The sequence below is a fragment of the Pseudorhodoplanes sp. genome, from assembly GCF_046289595.1.
Taxonomy (GTDB): domain Bacteria; phylum Pseudomonadota; class Alphaproteobacteria; order Rhizobiales; family Xanthobacteraceae; genus Pseudorhodoplanes.
Map to the genome: position 1 here is coordinate 1 of NZ_JBKBVB010000108.1, position 15514 is coordinate 15514.

The following is a 15514-nucleotide window of genomic DNA, read 5'->3' on the forward strand; positions in this document are numbered from 1 at the left end:
TCGGCGGCAGGAACAGGCCCTGCACGAAACGCCAGAACAGCAGCATTTCCAGGCTGTGCGCAAACGCCATCATCACGCCGGGCAGGATCAGAAGCGCGATCGCGGTGGCGATCACGGTGCGTCGCCCGAGCACATCGGCAACGGCCCCGGTAAACGGAGCCATCAGGGCGACGGCGAGCGCGTTCACGGTCATGATCTGGCTGATGGCAGCAGGCCCGACGCCGAATTCCGCCGACATCATCGGCAGCACCGGTTGCGGCGCATACATGTTCAGCATCGCGGTGAAGCCTGCGGCTGCGACCGCAACGCGCGGCAGGGACGGGACCATGGAGGAAGCGCCGGCAGGGGTGGGTTGCGTCAGTCAAGATTGCCCAGCCGGGAGCTCTTTGCTAGAGCGCGAGACCCCGTTCCCCGGCATGACCTCCATGCAATCTGCAGCCAGCGACGGCGGCCCGCCGCCCGTCTTCAGCCTCGACGGCGTGCGCGCCGGGGCCGTCACCATGCTGCCGGCGTTGCCGGGCGTTGCGCTGTTCGGCGCCGCCTTCGGTGCGCTGGCGGCGGAACGCGGGCTCTCCACCGGCGAGGCGCTGGCGATGAGCGGCTTGGTATTTGCCGGCGTGTCGCAGATCGCCGCGATGGAGCTCTGGTCGCCGCAGATCACGCCGGCGCTGGTGCTGACGCTGGCATTCACGACGCTCGTTATCAATCTGCGCATGCTCTTGATGGGCGCATCGATGCGGCCATGGCTTGCGCAAGCGCCGCCGCTTCAGGTCTATCCGGGTCTCTACATCCTGACCGATACCAACTGGGTGGCGACGCTGCGGTACCGCCGCGAGGGCGGCGCCGATGCCGGCTATCTGCTCGGCGGCGGCCTGATCATCTGGTTCACCTTCGTGCCGTCGACGGTCATCGGTCATGTGTTCGGCAGCCTATTGGCCAATCCGCGGCCCTACGGCATCGATATGATCCTGCCGCTGTATTTCGTCGCGCTGCTGGCGCCGATGTTCGAAAGCGCGCGGCGTTCGGTGCCCTGGGCGATCGCGGGGTTCGTGGCGATCGCGGTGCAATTCCTGCTGCCGGGCTTCTGGTATATCATCGCCGGCACGCTGGCCGGCGCCATCGCCGGAGGCCTGCTCGGCGATGACTGAAGCGCTGCCGCACGGCGTCATGATCGCGATCGCGGCGATGGCGGCGGTCACCGTCTTCACCCGGCTGGCCGGTTTCTGGATGATGGGCCGGGTGACTCTGACGCCGCGCGTGATGCGCATGCTCGAAGCGCTGCCGGGCTCGGTGGTCGCCGCTCTGGTGATGCCGGTGCTGCTGAAGGAAGGCGCGGCTGCCGCGGTCGCGATGGTGCTGGTCGCCATGTTGATGATCTGGCGGCGCAACGAGTTTCTGGCCCTCGCAGGCGGAATTGCCATGGTCGCAGGTTTGCGGGCGATGGGTTGGTAAGCCAAGCGGCCGGTCAGCCTGCCATCGCGAGCGCCGCTTTCCCCCGCATCAGCGTGTCCTCGGGCGTGCCGGAGGCGTCGATCTCGATCCAGTCGATGCTGCCGAGATCGTAGCCGGCCTGCCGGCGCGCGACGTCGGCATCTGCGTCCGAGGCGTCGCCCGCGCGCGCGCCGACGCGTGCGACCCTCGTCTCCAGATCGGTCGTCAAAAACAGGCCGCGGAAGGGCTTGCCAGCACCGGACGCGATCTGCGCGATGGCTTTGCGTTCATGTGCGGATGCGAATACTGCATCGACGATCGCGGAATGTCCTGCACCCGTCACCCGCCGGGCATGATCGCAGAGCATTGCGTAAACCCGCTCGGTCGCGTCGCCCGCATACGCCCATTCCGGCAGCTTGTCGGTCTCCTCATAGCCGAACAGCGCCTTGCGTGTGGTGTCCGAGCGAAGCACCACGGCGCCCGGCGCCGGCGGAATATCGGGCGCAAGCATCCGCGCAAGCATCGACTTGCCGGTTCCGGACAACCCGCCGATTGCAACAAGCATAGGCTCTGGCGGCGCGATCAGGCGGCAGGCCAGGGCGAAGTAGTCGGTTGCGCTCTGCCGGATCGCGGGCCTGTCCGCGTCCTGCGCATGCTCGAGCTTGGCGGCAGTCACCTTGGCGCGGATCGCCGCGCGCATCGACAGGAAGAGCGGAAGCGCCGCGAGCGCATCGAGATCCTCCTCGCGCCGCGTCTCGGCCAGATAGCGGTTGAGCACGATATTGGCCGGGCGCGACAGGTTGCGCTCGACAAGGTCCATCAACAGGAAGGCGAGATCGTACAGGACGTCGCCCGACGCCACCAGCGGATTGAACTCGATCGCATCGAACAGCACCGGCTTGCCGTCGATCAGAACGATGTTGCCAAGATGCAGATCGCCGTGTCCGCGCCGGATCAGCAATGCATCGCCGCGCCGCCGCAGCAGCGGACACATCGCCGCGAAGGCCTCCCGGGTCGCCTTGATCTGCTCGGCGGCTTGGGGCGGAGGAAACAGGTCGGGGAATTCGGCGAAGGCCTCCTCGTTCTGATCGATATAGCTCTCCAGCGCCTCGATCCACGGATCGGGCTCCACCGGCAATGCATGACGATGGGCCGTCGCAACCGTCCGCGCCAGCGCATCGGCGAGCCGGTCGTCGATTCGCCCCGCCGCAGCGAGATGGTCGAGCGTCAAGGTCTCATCGAACCGGCGCATCTCCAGCACCCATTCGATCGGCTCGCCGTTTCCGCCGATTGCCAGCCTGCCGGTCTCGTCCTGCGTGATCGGGACGACGCCGCGATAGAGGTCGGAGGCAAACATTCGATTGATCCGCAATTCCGCCTCGCAGGCCGCCTTTCGCTTGTCCGGTGTCGAATAATCGAGGAACGGAAAGCGCACGGCGCGCTTGACCTTGAAGGCCCGGTCACCTGCAAGGAAAACCGCCGCGCCATGGGTGTCGATGCGCGTCACCGCCGTCCCGCCATGCGTGGCCGGGTCGGCGAGGAACGCAAAGACAGGCTCCTGCGATTGCGTCGTATGGCTTTCGGGCATGATCGCTGTGCGCGCCTGTCAGGGGGCGGGTCTTGACCGGGATGCGCCCGATCTGACAATGCCGCGGTCGCGCCCAGGGGCGCTGTTGCATTCGAGCGGAGGAATCACGTGCTTATCGATCATCGAACCTATCGCGTCAGGCCCGGTACTGCGCAAGCCTATCTCGATATGTACGAAGAATACGGATTTCCCGCCCAAACCCGCCATCTCGGGAAACCTGTTGCCTATATGTTCACCGAAACCGGCGAGATGAATACCATCGTGCATATGTGGGCCTATGAGAATGCCGGCGACCGCGAAAAGAAGCGCGCCGCGATGATGGCCGATCCGGACTGGCAGAACTATCTGAAAGTTCACCGCCAGGCAGGCTACCTGGAGAACCAGGTCACCAAGCTGATGATTCCGGCTAAATTCGCGCCAATCATCCGGTAGCTCCTGATTGTCATGGCCGGTTACGGCCGGCCATGACACCCGGTCGTCCAGAATCGAAAGAAGTGTCTCAAATGCGTAGCAATGACGGTTCGCGCACCGGCGGCGAAATCCTTGTGGACCAGCTTGTCGCGCATGGCGTTGGCCATGCCTTCTGTGTGCCCGGCGAAAGCTACCTTGCAGCGCTGGATGCATTTCACGACAGCGCCGTGACGCTGACAGTCTGCCGTCAGGAAGGCGGCGCCGCGATGATGGCAGAGGCGGTTGGCAAGGCCACCGGCCGTCCCGGCATCTGTTTCGTCACCCGCGGTCCCGGCGCCACGAATGCGTCTCCCGGCATTCATATCGCAATGCAGGACTCCACCCCGATGATCGTGTTCGTCGGTCAGGTGGCGCGCGACATGCGCGAGCGCGAGGCATTTCAGGAGCTCGACTACCGCGCTGTATTCGGCTCGATGGCGAAATGGGCGACCGAGATCGACGATCCGGCGCGCATTCCGGAAATCGTATCGCGGGCGTTTCATGTCGCAACCAACGGCCGGCCCGGGCCGGTGGTGATCGCCTTGCCGGAAGACATGCTGACCGAGCGCGCGGTGGTCGGCGATGCACCTCCCTTCGAGCCGGTGGAGACCTGGCCCGGCCTCACCGACATGTCGCGGCTGCAGAAGATGCTGTGGGCGGCGAAGCGTCCTGTGGTGATCCTTGGCGGCAGCCGCTGGACCGAAAACGCCTGGGCCGCCACCCAACGCTTCGCCGAGCGTTTCGATCTGCCAGTCTTCACCACCTTCCGCCGCGGTCATCTGTTCGACCAGACCCACAAGAATTACGGCGGAGATCTCGGTATTGGCCCCAATCCCAAACTGCTGGCACGCGTGAAAGCGGCCGACCTCGTGCTTCTTGTCGGCTCACGCATGGGCGAAATGCCGAGCCAGAGCTACACGCTGTTTGAAATCCCGCAGCCGCGGCAGACCTTCGTGCATGTGCATCCCGACATCAACGAACTGGGCCGCGTCTATCGCCCGCATCTTGCGATCAATGCATCGCCGTCGGCCTTCGCCGCGGCGCTCGAAGGCTTGCAGGCCCCCAACGAAATACCCTGGGCCGGCGAGGCTGCGACCGCGCACGCGGATTATCTCGCCTATACCGACAAGGCGACCGATGTGCCCGGCGCGGTCAATCTCGGCGAGATCATGATCTGGCTGCGCGGCCAGCTTTCGCCGGACGATATTCTCTGTAACGGCGCCGGCAATTTCTCCGGCTGGCTGCATCGCTTCTACCGGCTGCGCCGTTTCAACACCTTCATCGGTCCGACCTCCGGCTCGATGGGATACGGGGTGCCTGCCGCCATCGCCATGAAGCGGCTCTATCCCGAGCGCAACGTGTTCTGTCTGGCCGGCGACGGCGACTTTCTGATGCACGGTCAGGAATTCATGACCGCCGTGCAATATGACCTGCCGGTCGTCATTGCGATCGTGGACAACGGGATGTACGGCACCATCCGCATGCATCAGGAGCGCGAATATCCGGGACGGGTGATCGCGACCGCACTGAAGAATCCGGACTTCGCGGCTTACGCGCGGGCCTTTGGCGGCTTCGGCGCGACGGTGGACAAGACCGCGGATTTCGCCAGCGCTTATGAAGCCGCGCGCGCGTCCGGCCAGCCCGCGATCATCCATCTGAAGGTCGATCCAAGTGCAATCACGCCGGTCACGACGATCGAGGCGATCCGGCAGAAGGCGTTGCAAGGAAAGTAAGTCGCGCAGATTGCTGCCACTGCGCGCAACGCTTGCCGCGATGGCATGAATCGTGATTCACTCCATCCATGCCCTATCGGCGCACCGCGCATGTCGTCCGCAAGCAGGCCGCCCGCCACAACGCGATCATGGCCGCGGCGCGGAGCGCGGCCGCGGAGGGCGGGATGGGCGCAGTCCAGGTGGCGTCCGTCGCCCAGCGCGCCGGCATCGCGACCGGGACCATGTACCGTTATTTCCCCTCCAAGGTAGAACTGGTGACGGCGCTGGTCGGCGCCACGGCGGAACGGGAAATCGCAGCAATCGGCAAGGCGGGCAAAGCGGCGCCGGGGCCGCTCTCGGCACTTGCGGCCGTGATCGCGACCTGCGCGGCGCGTACGCTCCGGCAGCGCCGTCTGATCTGGGCGGTCGCCGCAGAGCCTGCCGACGCCGATGTGGAATCCGCGCGCGCCGGCTTTCGCCGCGCACTTGCTGAAGAAATAAACACACGGATCGCTGCGGCGATGCAGGCCGGATATCTCCCCGTGCAAGATGTGTCGCTGTCGTCGGCCGCCCTGGTCGGGGCGTTGCTGGAGGGGCTGACTGGACCGCTCTCTCCCGAGGGCCATGAGGATCCAGCGCATTTGCGCGACCGCGTGCAGGCTTTCACGCTGCTGTCGCTGCGCGCGCTCGGGGTCAACGATGCCCGCGCCCGCGGTCTTGTCGTTCAGATCGCATTACCTGCGGGAGACCTCTGACCAGGCGGCCTACGCCACCGTCGTCTCCACCAGCCACGCGCTTACCGCCTGAAAGGCGCGATCGGGGTCGTCGGCCTGGCGCTCGTAGATCTCCACCTGCCGGTCCGCCGAGGTGCCGCGTTCGACAATGCGGCGGCAATGCAGCACCTGATCGAGGCAGTCCAGCGCCTCTGCGTCCGGCGTCACCTCGGCGAGGACATGTTCCAGCATCTCCGCCACGCTGATCGCGCCATCGCGTTCGAGCCGGGCGAAGGAGCCGTGCACGCCATAGCGCTGGGCGCGCCATTTGTTTTCAACGACGATCGCCCGCGTGATCGCATCGATGTTGCCGTTCTGCCGGGGATTGAGCGCAAGCCTGCGCGTGACGCAGCGGTAAAGTGCGGCAACCGCGATCGCATCCTCGACAAACGTGCAGATATCGGGTGCGCGCAATTCCAGTGTCGGATGTTTCAGCGAGGGCCGTACCGCCCACCAGATATAGCTTGCGTCCGGCATCACGCCGGCTTCGACCAGCGCCGCGATATAGGCGTCGAACTCGGCCTTTGTCCTGAACAGCTCCGGGAGCCCGGTGCGCGGCAATTCGTCGTAAGCGGCGAGCCGGTAGCCGAGCAGTCCGGTGGGCTGGGAGCGCCAGAACGGCGACGAGGTCGAAAGCGCGATGAACAGCGGCAGATGCGGCAGCATTCGTGTCATTACGCTGACCCGCTGGTCGGGATCGGGCAACTCCACATGCACATGCATGCCGCACAGCATGTTGCGCCGTCCGATCATCTGCAGATCGTTCATGACGCTGTCGTAGCGCTCGCCGGTCGATTGCCGCGAGACCTCCCACACCGCGGTCGGATGCGTGCCGGCTGCCATGATGGCGAGCCCGTGCGACTGCGCGATCGCGCCTAAGGTGCGGCGCAGGTCGCGCAGATCGTCGCAGGCCGTGGCCATGCAGGTCTGCGGCGCGGTCACGACCTCGATCTGTGATTGCAGGAATTCGCCGGTGACCTGTTCGCCCAGAGTTGCTTTCGCGGCAGCGAAGAAGCCGTCCGGCATCTTGCGCGCGACCGCGCCGGTGGCGCGATCAACAAGAAAATATTCCTCTTCGATTCCGAAGGAAAACGCCATCCAGACCTCGCAGAAGCGACCGCAAACGCATGACCGGAAATCCGGTCATGCGCCGAGCGCAAATAATGCCTTGCGCTCGCGAAGGTTCCAGCCAGCGATGCCTCAATGCGACATCAGAACCGGCACGGTCATGGATTGCAGCATGCCGCGTGTCGCGCCGCCGAGAACGAAATCCCGCAACCGCGAATGGCCATATCCGCCCATCACGATCAGGTCGGCATTGGCGTCCGCCGCATGGGAAAGGATTGCGCTTGGCACGTCGATATCCTGGGCCGGGAGCCGCGACAATTCGGTCCGCAGCTTGTGGCGGGCCAGATGCTCGGCGACATCGGCTCCGGTGACGTCGTTTTCGTCGAATTTGCCGGTCACCACCGTCAGCACCTGGACATTGTTGGCCTTCGCAATCAGCGGCAGGCTGTCGCCGATGGCGCGGGCCGCGGCGCGGCTGCCGTCCCAGCAGGCAATGACGCGCTTCACCGAGAATCCGGCTTTCTGGATATAGGGCACGATCAGCACCGGCCGGCCTGAATTGAACAGAGCCGCCTCGATCATGTCCTGCGAGGCGATGTCGTTGCCGGATTCCGATTGCTTGAGCACGACAAGATCGTAGGTGCGGGCGAGATTGGCGAAGGTCTCGGTCGCGCCTGGCAGCGACGCTTCCGGCGAGAGCGTCTGCACGGAAAGCTGGGAGCGCTTGGCTGCGGCTTCGAACTTTGCCGCGGTGGCGCTCGCCTCATTGCGGTTCTTGTCCATCAGCGCGCGCAAGATGTCCGCGCCGCCGAGGTCGGTGATGGCGGGCGGCCAGGGCGGATCATAGGCGAATGCGACCCCGGTAACGTGCGCGTCGAACGCCTCGGCAACCGAAATGGCATAGCGCGCGGCGGGATCGTCTTCGGCCCCGGGAGTGAGATTGACGACGATGTCCTTGATCATGAGGCGCTCCGATGTCATCGACGGAAGACCCGAATGCGCTGCCCGGCATCAGGTCGGTGAAAGGAACTCGTATTTTGCGCGCTCGCGGCGGTGTCCGCAATCGTATAACCTTCGGGCCGGACTTGAGGGTTGATTCATGTCAGTGCGTATGCCAGCGCCCGATGGCGCGGTCCTGGCGCGGCGCGAGGCGATCGTCTCCGCGCTGCGTGCGATCGTGCCGGACGAGGGGGTGATCGCAGGCGAACGGGAGATGCGCCCGTTCGAGACCGATGGCCTGACCGCCTATCGGCAATTGCCGCTGGTCGTGGTGCTGCCATCGACCACGCCGCAGGTCGCCGCCGTGTTGCGCTATTGTCATGAAAACAACATCAAGGTGGTTCCGCGCGGGGCGGGCACGTCGCTGTCCGGCGGTGCTCTGCCGCTGGAAGACGGCGTGCTGCTCGGCATGTCGAAATTCAGCCGCATCCGCGAAATCGATTACGACAATCGCGTCGTTGTGGCGGAGCCCGGCGTCACCAATCTGGGCATTTCGACTGCCGTGGCCCATCGCGGCTTTTACTACGCGCCGGACCCGTCCTCGCAAATCGCCTGCACCATCGGCGGCAATGTCGCGGAAAATTCCGGCGGCGTGCATTGCCTGAAATACGGGTTGACCACCAACAACGTGCTTGGGGTCGAAATGGTGCTGATGACCGGCGAGATCGTCCGCCTTGGCGGCAAGCATCTCGACGCCGGCGGCTATGATCTCCTTGGCGTGATTACCGGTTCGGAAGGGCTGCTCGGCGTCGTTACCGAAATCACCGTGCGCATTCTGAAAAAGCCGGAGACCGCGCGCGCATTGCTGGTGGGCTTCCCGACCTCGGAGGATGCCGGCGCCTGCGTCGGCAGGATCATCGGCGCCGGCATCGTGCCCGGCGGCATGGAGATGATGGACCGGCCCGCGATCCATGCGGTCGAGGAGTTCGTGCATGCCGGCTATCCGCTCGATGTCGAGGCGCTCTTGATCGTCGAACTCGACGGCGGCAAGGCCGAGGTCGACCATCTGATCGAGCGGGTGGAGGCGATCGCCAAGAGCTGCAACGCCGCCTCCTGCCGGGTGTCGCAGAACGAGGATGAGCGGCTTCTGTTCTGGGCGGGGCGCAAGGCCGCGTTTCCGGCAGTCGGCCGCATCTCGCCGGATTATCTGTGCATGGACGGCACGATTCCCCGCGCCGCGTTGCCGCTCGTGCTCGCGCGGATGCGGGAGATGAGCGAGCGATACGGGCTTGCGGTCGCCAATGTATTCCATGCCGGCGACGGCAATCTGCATCCGCTGATCCTGTACGATGCCAACAATCCCGGCGAACTCGACAAGGCGGAAGCCTTCGGCTCGGACATCCTGCGGCTCTGCGTGGCAGTCGGCGGCGTTCTCACCGGCGAGCACGGCGTCGGCATCGAGAAGCGTGACCTGATGCCGGAGATGTTCTCCGAAATCGACCTCAACCAGCAGCAGAGGCTGAAATGCGCGTTCGATGCGCAGGGATTGCTCAATCCCGGAAAGGTGTTTCCACAGCTGCATCGCTGCGCCGAACTTGGGCGGATGCATGTGCGGGCAGGGAAGGTAGCGTTCCCGGATATTCCCCGCTTCTGACGGCGGCCATTTTGGATTGTGGCTTTGGCGCAACGCCGCGAAAATTCCACAGAGATTGAGCGGATTTGTCCATGCCGCCGCTTGTAGCTTTGCACAATTAATAGTCTGGTTACCCTTCGGGGGGTGGCCCATGAGCGTCCGAAGCAGAGCCTTGACAACGACGGTGCTGACCGGATTGGCCGCAGGGGCCTGCGCGCTTCCGGGTCACGCCGCCGATGTCTATACGAAAGCGCCAGTCCCGGCTCTCGAGACACCTCAGCCCGCGGTTGACGGCGTGAACTGGAAGGCCGCCGGTCTGGGTGGTACCTTTGCCGACCGCGATCTCTATGCCTTTCAGGGCTCCTATTCGCTGCCACTCGGACACAGCTGGGGTTTGCAGCTCGACGGAATTGCCGGGAGCTATGATGGCCGTTTCGTTGGGGCGGCCGCCGCGCACTTGTTCACGCGCGATCCAAGCCGCGGCCTCCTTGGCGCGTTTGCTTCGGTCACACATTGGGACCGCTTCGGCGGTTTAAATGTCGGGCATTTCGCCGGCGAATTCGAACTCTATGCCGGACGCTGGACCGTGCAGGCCGTCCTCGGCGTCGAAACCGGCAATTCCGGGTCGCAGACGATTGCCAATGTGATCGAGTCGTTCGACATCCGCACCCGCTTTTTCGACAAGGTGAATCTGGCCTATTACCTCACCGACGACTGGAAGGCCTTTGTCGGTCATCGCTATGTCGGCGGCAAGAACGCGCTGGCGCTCGGGTCCGAGCTGGCCTTCCGCATCAACGGCCCAGTGATGGGCTCGCTATTCGTCGAGGGCCGCATCGGCGAGGACGACTTCAAGGGAGTTTGGGGCGGGCTGCGCTTCTATGCCGGAGCCAAGGACAAGACCCTGATCCAGCGGCATCGGCAGGACGACCCGATCGAATGGAATCCGGAAACGCTGTTCGGCATCACCAACAGCCAGCAGAACTCAACGCTTCCGCCGAAAAAGAACAAGCCCCCGTGTCCGGAATTTCCGTTCTGCGACGGGCCTAACTAAAGCCGGTCGTCGCCGCTGACCTGCGACACGAAGTGCTCGTGTTTGCCGCTGCGTCCCTTCGGAATTTCGGTGACGATAGCGCGGATTTCGACTGACGGGTGAAAGTTCTCGCGCGCGTATCGTTGAAGTCCGTCATGATCGGGCAATGGTGCGCCGGGCTCCGGGATATAGCGGAATTCTATGGTCTCATAATCCGTTTGCGCCATCTGGAATTCGCGATACGCGACGAAACGACGGATGGTATCCGCATGCACGCCGCGCGGCCACATCCGCGTGCCGTCGCGGAATACGAATTCCGCCCGGGTGCGCCCTTCGACCTGCGCAAGCAGCGGCAATGTCCTCCCGCACGGACATGGTCCTGTGGCAAGCGTTGCAACATCCCCGAGCGCGTAGCGAATGAAGGGCGTCGCGTAGTTATACAAACCCGTCACCACGACGCGCCCGGTTTCGCCAGGCTCTGCTGGCGAGCCGTCCGCCCGCAAAATCTCCACCAGCGCATTGTCCGCCACGATATGATATTGACCCGAGACCGGGCACTCGGTCGCGATGAAGCCGATCTCCTGACATGAATAGATGGCGACGAGTTTTGCACCGAACAATTCGCGGATGACGCTGCGGGCGCGCGGAAGAACGGTTTCGGCGATCGCCATGACGAAGGATAACCCGAGAGTCCGCCCCAATTCGGGCCCTGCGGCATACGCGAGCGCCATCGCATGCGAGGGTGTCGTGGCGAGATACGGGGCCTTTTTGCTTTCCAGCCAGGCGAGCTGCTGCGGGATCGGAACCCGCATATCCAGTCCAAAGGCGCTGGCCTCCGGGTTGGCCCATGACCAGCCCGTGGTGTGATCGCCCTCGGGAAGGCTGGGAATTTCGTGGTCGGGATAGAGCTTGATCGTGGCGAGGGCGCGTGCTGTGTCGATGCCGTGCCAACGGCACAGCTGCGTCAAGGCGCCGTTGGCGGCCATCGTTACCAGACCGTTGCTGGTGAATGTCAGAGGAAGCTCCGCTGTCCCCGACGTTCTGATTTCGTGAACGGCGCCGTAATTTTCAGGCAGCGCCGCGGCGCGAAGACGCGCGCTGTCTTGCGCAGCTTCGCGCCGCTCCAGGATTGGCACCTCGGGCCAGTGCGCGAAGTCGAAACTGCCGTCCGCGCCGAAGACAGGTTTCAGACGCTCGCGGTAGAAATCGATATGGTCGTGCGCATGCCGGACCAGCCGCTCCAGCAGGCCGTGCCGGTAGCGCAGCAGCTGCGGCATCGGCAGCTTTTCGATCTGGTTCAAGGCGGTCAAATAGCGGGAAAAGGTTTGGTCCATGCGGGGCATGTTGTCCGGCTCCCGCCGAATGATCAATTTTCCTCAAAAACTTGCTGCCTTTTCCGGCGGTTGGGACAAAGCGGTATCGCCCCCTTGCCTTCGCCGCAAAGTGCGCAGACCATAGGCCTTCCGGCGTCTGACACATGGCCGGAATACCGGCCCTTCGGGTCAGGCGCCCAAACCGGGCGTGATGCCGAAGACATGCTACGCGGTACGGTTGAAAGCGGTTCTGCGACTGCATCGCGCCCCTTTGACAACGGGAGGCGCAGATGACGGAAGCACATGCAGGCGGCACCAGAGCCAACGGCAATAGGCCGAAGGGCCCCCGGTGCATTGCATTGGTGGGCCCCTTCCAGAGCGGAAAGACGACGCTGCTCGAGGCGATCCTTGCCCGTACCGGCGCGATCCAGCGCCAGGGCACCGTCGAGGCCGGCACGACCATAGGCGACAATTCCAAGGAAGCGCGTCATCATGCCATGAGCGTCGAATTGTCGGTCGCCACCACGACCTTCATGGAAGAAAGCTATACCTTCATCGATTGCCCGGGCTCGATCGAATTCATCCACGACATGCGTGCGGTATTGCCCGCGGTCGATGCTGCGGTGGTGGTCTGCGAGGCGGACGAAAAGAAGGTGCCGCAATTGCAGCTCGTGCTGCGCGAATTGGAGGAAATGAAAGTCCCGCATTTCCTGTTCCTCAACAAGATCGACAAGGCCGACAAGCGGCTGCGCGAGACCCTGCAGATGCTGCAGCCGGCGTCGCGGGTGCCGCTGCTGCTGCGGCAAATCCCGATCTGGAAAAACGACATCGTCACCGGTTTCGTCGATCTGGCGCTGGAGCGCGCGCATGTCTATCGCGAGCACACCGCCTCCGAGGTAATCGAGTTGTCCGGCGAGGATCTGGAGCGCGAAAAGACCGCGCGCTTCACCATGCTGGAGACGCTGGCCGATCACGACGACGAATTGATGGAGCAATTGCTGGAGGATATTCCGCCGCCCCGTGACAAGGTGTTCGACGATCTCGCCATGGAAATGCGCGAGGGACTGGTTTGCCCGGTCCTCATCGGTGTCGCCACCCGCACCAACGGCGTGCTGCGGCTTCTGAAAGCGCTGCGTCACGAGGCGCCGAACGTGGAAGCGACCGCGGCCCGACTTGGCGTCAAGGCGGACGGCGCCGACACCGTCGCCTATGTGCTGAAATCGATCAACACCGCGCATGGCGGCAAAATGTCGGTCGCCCGTGTGCTGGCCGGACAGGTCGGCGATGGCACGACGCTGAATTCGCAGGATCGCGAGGCCGGCCGGGTGTCCGGCGTGTTCAAGATGATGGGCCAGGCCTTCGAGAAGCGCGGCGCAGCGCAGGCCGGCGAGACCGTGGCGCTCGGCAAGCTCGACAATGCGCGGACCGGCGACACGCTTGCGTCCGGCAAGGACAATCCGAAGCGGCTTGCCGAAGTCGTGCCCTATCCGCCGGTGCTGGCGATCTCCATCGCCGCCAAGGAGCGAAAGGACGACGTCAAGCTCGGCCAGGCATTGAACAAGCTCGTCGAGGAAGATCCTTCGATCTCGGTGGTGCACAATCCCGACACCCATGAGGTTATTTTGTGGGGGCAGGGCGAAATGCATCTGCGCGTTGCGGCGGAGCGGCTCACCGACCGCTTCGGCATCGCCATTGAGAAGCGCCAGCCGAGCGTCGGCTATCGCGAGACCATTAAGAAGAGCGTGCAGCAGCGCGGCCGCCACAAGAAGCAGTCCGGCGGCCATGGCCAGTTCGGCGACGTGGTGCTTGACGTCAAGCCGCTGCCGCGTGGCTCGGGCTTCCAGTTCGCCGAGACCATCACGGGCGGCGTCGTGCCGCGAAACTATATTCCGTCGGTGGAGGAGGGCGTGATCGACGGGCTGAAGCAAGGGCCGCTCGGCTTTCCCGTGGTCGATGTGTCGGTGACGCTGATCGACGGCTCCTATCATACAGTCGATTCGTCGGATCAGGCCTTCCGTACCGCGGGCCGTATCGGCGTCGTGGAGGCGCTGCCGCAATGCCATCCGGTTCTGCTGGAGCCGATCCATGCGGTCGAGATCGTGTGCCCGAACGACGCGACGGCGAAGATCAACGCCATCCTGTCCGGCCGCCGCGGCCAGATCCTCGGCTTCGATACCCGCGAAGGCTGGCCCGGTTGGGACTCGGTCAAGGCGCTGATGCCCGAATCGGAGATCGGCGACCTGATTGTCGAAATCCGGTCGGCGACCGCAGGCGTCGGCACCTTCACCTTCAAGTTCGACCACATGGCCGAACTGACCGGGCGCACCGCAGACCAGATTGTCGCGGCACGGCGCGCGGCGGAGTAACGAGAAAAAAAATCCCTCCCCCGCAGGCAGCGGGGGAGGGGCCGGCGCACTACGCACGCAGCGCCGGATAGTCCGTGTAGCCCTTGTCCTCGCCGGTGTAGAAGGTCGCGGGGTCCGTTGCGGCGAGGCTCGCCTTCCGGCCGAAGCGGTACGGCAAATCGGGATTGGCGATGAACGGCACGCCATAGGCCACGAGATCGGCTTCGCCCTTCGCGATCGCGGCATTGCCGCTCGCCGCGTCATAGCCGCCATTGACGATGAAGGTACCCTTGAACAGCGGACGCAGATGCGGGGTCACGCGGTTCTCGGCGCTGACCGGCTCGGTGACATGCAGATAGCCGATGCCGAGATCGCTCAGCCGCTGCGTCAGATACGAGAATGTCGCGCGCGGATCGGAATCCGTCATCGAATTGTAGGCGCCGGTCGGCGAGACACGGTAGCCGACGCGCTCATTGCCCCACACATCGATCACCGCTTTCGTGACGTCGAGCGGAAAGCGCACGCGGTTCTCGATCGAGCCGCCATAATCGTCGGTACGATGGTTCGAGCCGTCGCGGGTGAACTGGTCGAGCAGATAACCATTGGCACCGTGCAGTTCGACGCCGTCAAAGCCTGCGGCCTTGGCATTCTCGGCGCCCGTGCGGAATTGTTCGACGATGCCCGGAAGCTCGGATGCGTCGAGCGCGCGCGGCGTCACCATTTTCTTCGGGCCCTGCGCGGTGAAGACCTCGCCCTCCGGCGCGATCGCCGATGGCGCAACCGGAAGCGCGCCATCATGAAAATCGGGGTGCGAGATGCGGCCGACATGCCAGAGCTGCAGGAAGATCTTGCCGCCTTCGCGCGCCACCGCAGCGGTGATCCTGCGCCAGGCCGCGATCTGCTCGGGGGAATGGATGCCGGGCGTGCGGATATAGCCGACGCCCTGCGGGCTGACTTGCGATGCTTCGGTGATGATGAGGCCGGCCGAGGCGCGCTGGCGGTAATAAATTTCGGCCAGCGGATTTGGGACATTGCCGTCGAGGGCGCGGCTGCGGGTCATCGGCGCCATCACGATGCGGTTGGAAAGATGCAGCGGGCCGAGCTGGTAGGGCTCGAACAGCGGCTCGGCAGCTTGGGAGTCTTTTGCGGCAGCTGTGGCGTGGATCATGGCACGTCGTCCTTGAAGGGCGGGGTGTTGGCGGAAGAAAAGTGGCGCCGGACGGCGTTGGGGA

Annotated in this window: 14 protein-coding genes; 8 read left to right on the forward strand and 6 right to left on the reverse strand. The window is 64.4% G+C overall.

Going from position 1 to position 15514, the window contains the following annotated elements; all coding sequences use genetic code 11:
- Nucleotides 1–328 (reverse strand): MFS transporter (locus ACK41X_RS18470; RefSeq protein ID WP_409726322.1); only part of this gene is annotated, 328 nt, incomplete at its 3' end.
- Nucleotides 329–425: 97 nt separating this feature from the next.
- Here ACK41X_RS18470 and ACK41X_RS18475 point away from each other — a divergent pair.
- Together ACK41X_RS18475 and ACK41X_RS18480 are read left to right on the forward strand one after the other, a co-directional pair.
- On the forward strand, nucleotides 426–1148 hold the full coding sequence (locus ACK41X_RS18475; RefSeq protein WP_409726324.1) for an AzlC family ABC transporter permease: 723 nt from the start codon (nucleotides 426–428) through the stop codon (nucleotides 1146–1148).
- Complete coding sequence (locus ACK41X_RS18480; RefSeq protein ID WP_409726326.1) at nucleotides 1141–1452, forward strand: AzlD family protein; 312 nt, start codon at nucleotides 1141–1143, stop codon at nucleotides 1450–1452. The genes ACK41X_RS18475 and ACK41X_RS18480 overlap by 8 nt, the downstream gene beginning before the upstream one ends.
- A gap of 13 nt (nucleotides 1453–1465) precedes the next feature.
- On the opposite strand, the gene ACK41X_RS18485 is transcribed toward ACK41X_RS18480, so the two are convergent.
- Nucleotides 1466–3019, reverse strand: coding sequence for an AAA family ATPase (locus ACK41X_RS18485; RefSeq protein WP_409726328.1), 1554 nt, complete (start codon nucleotides 3017–3019; stop codon nucleotides 1466–1468).
- Nucleotides 3020–3127: 108 nt separating this feature from the next.
- Here ACK41X_RS18485 and ACK41X_RS18490 point away from each other — a divergent pair, with 108 nt between their 5' ends.
- The 3 genes from ACK41X_RS18490 to ACK41X_RS18500 all read left to right on the forward strand — a co-directional run bounded on the left by ACK41X_RS18490 (nucleotide 3128) and on the right by ACK41X_RS18500 (nucleotide 5936).
- On the forward strand, nucleotides 3128–3451 hold the full coding sequence (locus ACK41X_RS18490) for an NIPSNAP family protein (RefSeq protein ID WP_409726330.1): 324 nt from the start codon (nucleotides 3128–3130) through the stop codon (nucleotides 3449–3451).
- A gap of 71 nt (nucleotides 3452–3522) precedes the next feature.
- Nucleotides 3523–5202, forward strand: coding sequence for a thiamine pyrophosphate-binding protein (locus tag ACK41X_RS18495; RefSeq protein ID WP_409726331.1), 1680 nt, complete (start codon nucleotides 3523–3525; stop codon nucleotides 5200–5202).
- A gap of 68 nt (nucleotides 5203–5270) precedes the next feature.
- Entirely contained in the window at nucleotides 5271–5936 is a 666-nt protein-coding gene (locus tag ACK41X_RS18500) for a TetR/AcrR family transcriptional regulator (RefSeq protein ID WP_409726333.1), read from the forward strand.
- 9 nt (nucleotides 5937–5945) lie between these two features.
- On the opposite strand, the gene ACK41X_RS18505 is transcribed toward ACK41X_RS18500, so the two are convergent.
- Together ACK41X_RS18505 and ACK41X_RS18510 are read right to left on the reverse strand one after the other, a co-directional pair.
- Nucleotides 5946–7052: a carboxylate-amine ligase gene (locus ACK41X_RS18505; protein WP_409726335.1), complete on the reverse strand. Its 1107-nt coding sequence runs from the start codon at nucleotides 7050–7052 to the stop codon at nucleotides 5946–5948.
- Nucleotides 7053–7154: 102 nt separating this feature from the next.
- A complete protein-coding gene (locus ACK41X_RS18510) occupies nucleotides 7155–7985 on the reverse strand; it encodes a universal stress protein (RefSeq protein ID WP_409726337.1) in 831 nt (276 codons plus the stop codon).
- A gap of 136 nt (nucleotides 7986–8121) precedes the next feature.
- Between ACK41X_RS18510 and ACK41X_RS18515 the strand changes: the two genes are divergently transcribed.
- Both ACK41X_RS18515 and ACK41X_RS18520 read left to right on the forward strand, forming a co-directional pair.
- Nucleotides 8122–9615 carry an FAD-linked oxidase C-terminal domain-containing protein gene (locus ACK41X_RS18515; protein WP_409726339.1) on the forward strand — a complete coding sequence of 498 codons (1494 nt, stop codon included), beginning with the start codon at nucleotides 8122–8124 and terminating at the stop codon, nucleotides 9613–9615.
- Nucleotides 9616–9745: 130 nt separating this feature from the next.
- On the forward strand, nucleotides 9746–10645 hold the full coding sequence (locus ACK41X_RS18520; RefSeq protein ID WP_409726341.1) for a hypothetical protein: 900 nt from the start codon (nucleotides 9746–9748) through the stop codon (nucleotides 10643–10645).
- On the opposite strand, the gene ACK41X_RS18525 is transcribed toward ACK41X_RS18520, so the two are convergent.
- Complete coding sequence (locus tag ACK41X_RS18525) at nucleotides 10642–11967, reverse strand: hypothetical protein (protein ID WP_409726343.1); 1326 nt, start codon at nucleotides 11965–11967, stop codon at nucleotides 10642–10644. The two genes, ACK41X_RS18520 and ACK41X_RS18525, sit on opposite strands and share 4 nt — an antisense overlap.
- Nucleotides 11968–12227: 260 nt before the next feature.
- Here ACK41X_RS18525 and ACK41X_RS18530 point away from each other — a divergent pair, with 260 nt between their 5' ends.
- On the forward strand, nucleotides 12228–14303 hold the full coding sequence (locus ACK41X_RS18530; protein ID WP_409726345.1) for an elongation factor G: 2076 nt from the start codon (nucleotides 12228–12230) through the stop codon (nucleotides 14301–14303).
- Between the two features lie 49 nt (nucleotides 14304–14352).
- Here ACK41X_RS18530 and ACK41X_RS18535 read toward each other — a convergent pair whose 3' ends face one another.
- The gene (locus tag ACK41X_RS18535) at nucleotides 14353–15450 is read right to left on the reverse strand and encodes an alkene reductase (RefSeq protein WP_409726347.1); all 1098 of its coding nucleotides are present in this window, start codon (nucleotides 15448–15450) and stop codon (nucleotides 14353–14355) included.
- Nucleotides 15451–15514: the final 64 nt, after the last annotated feature.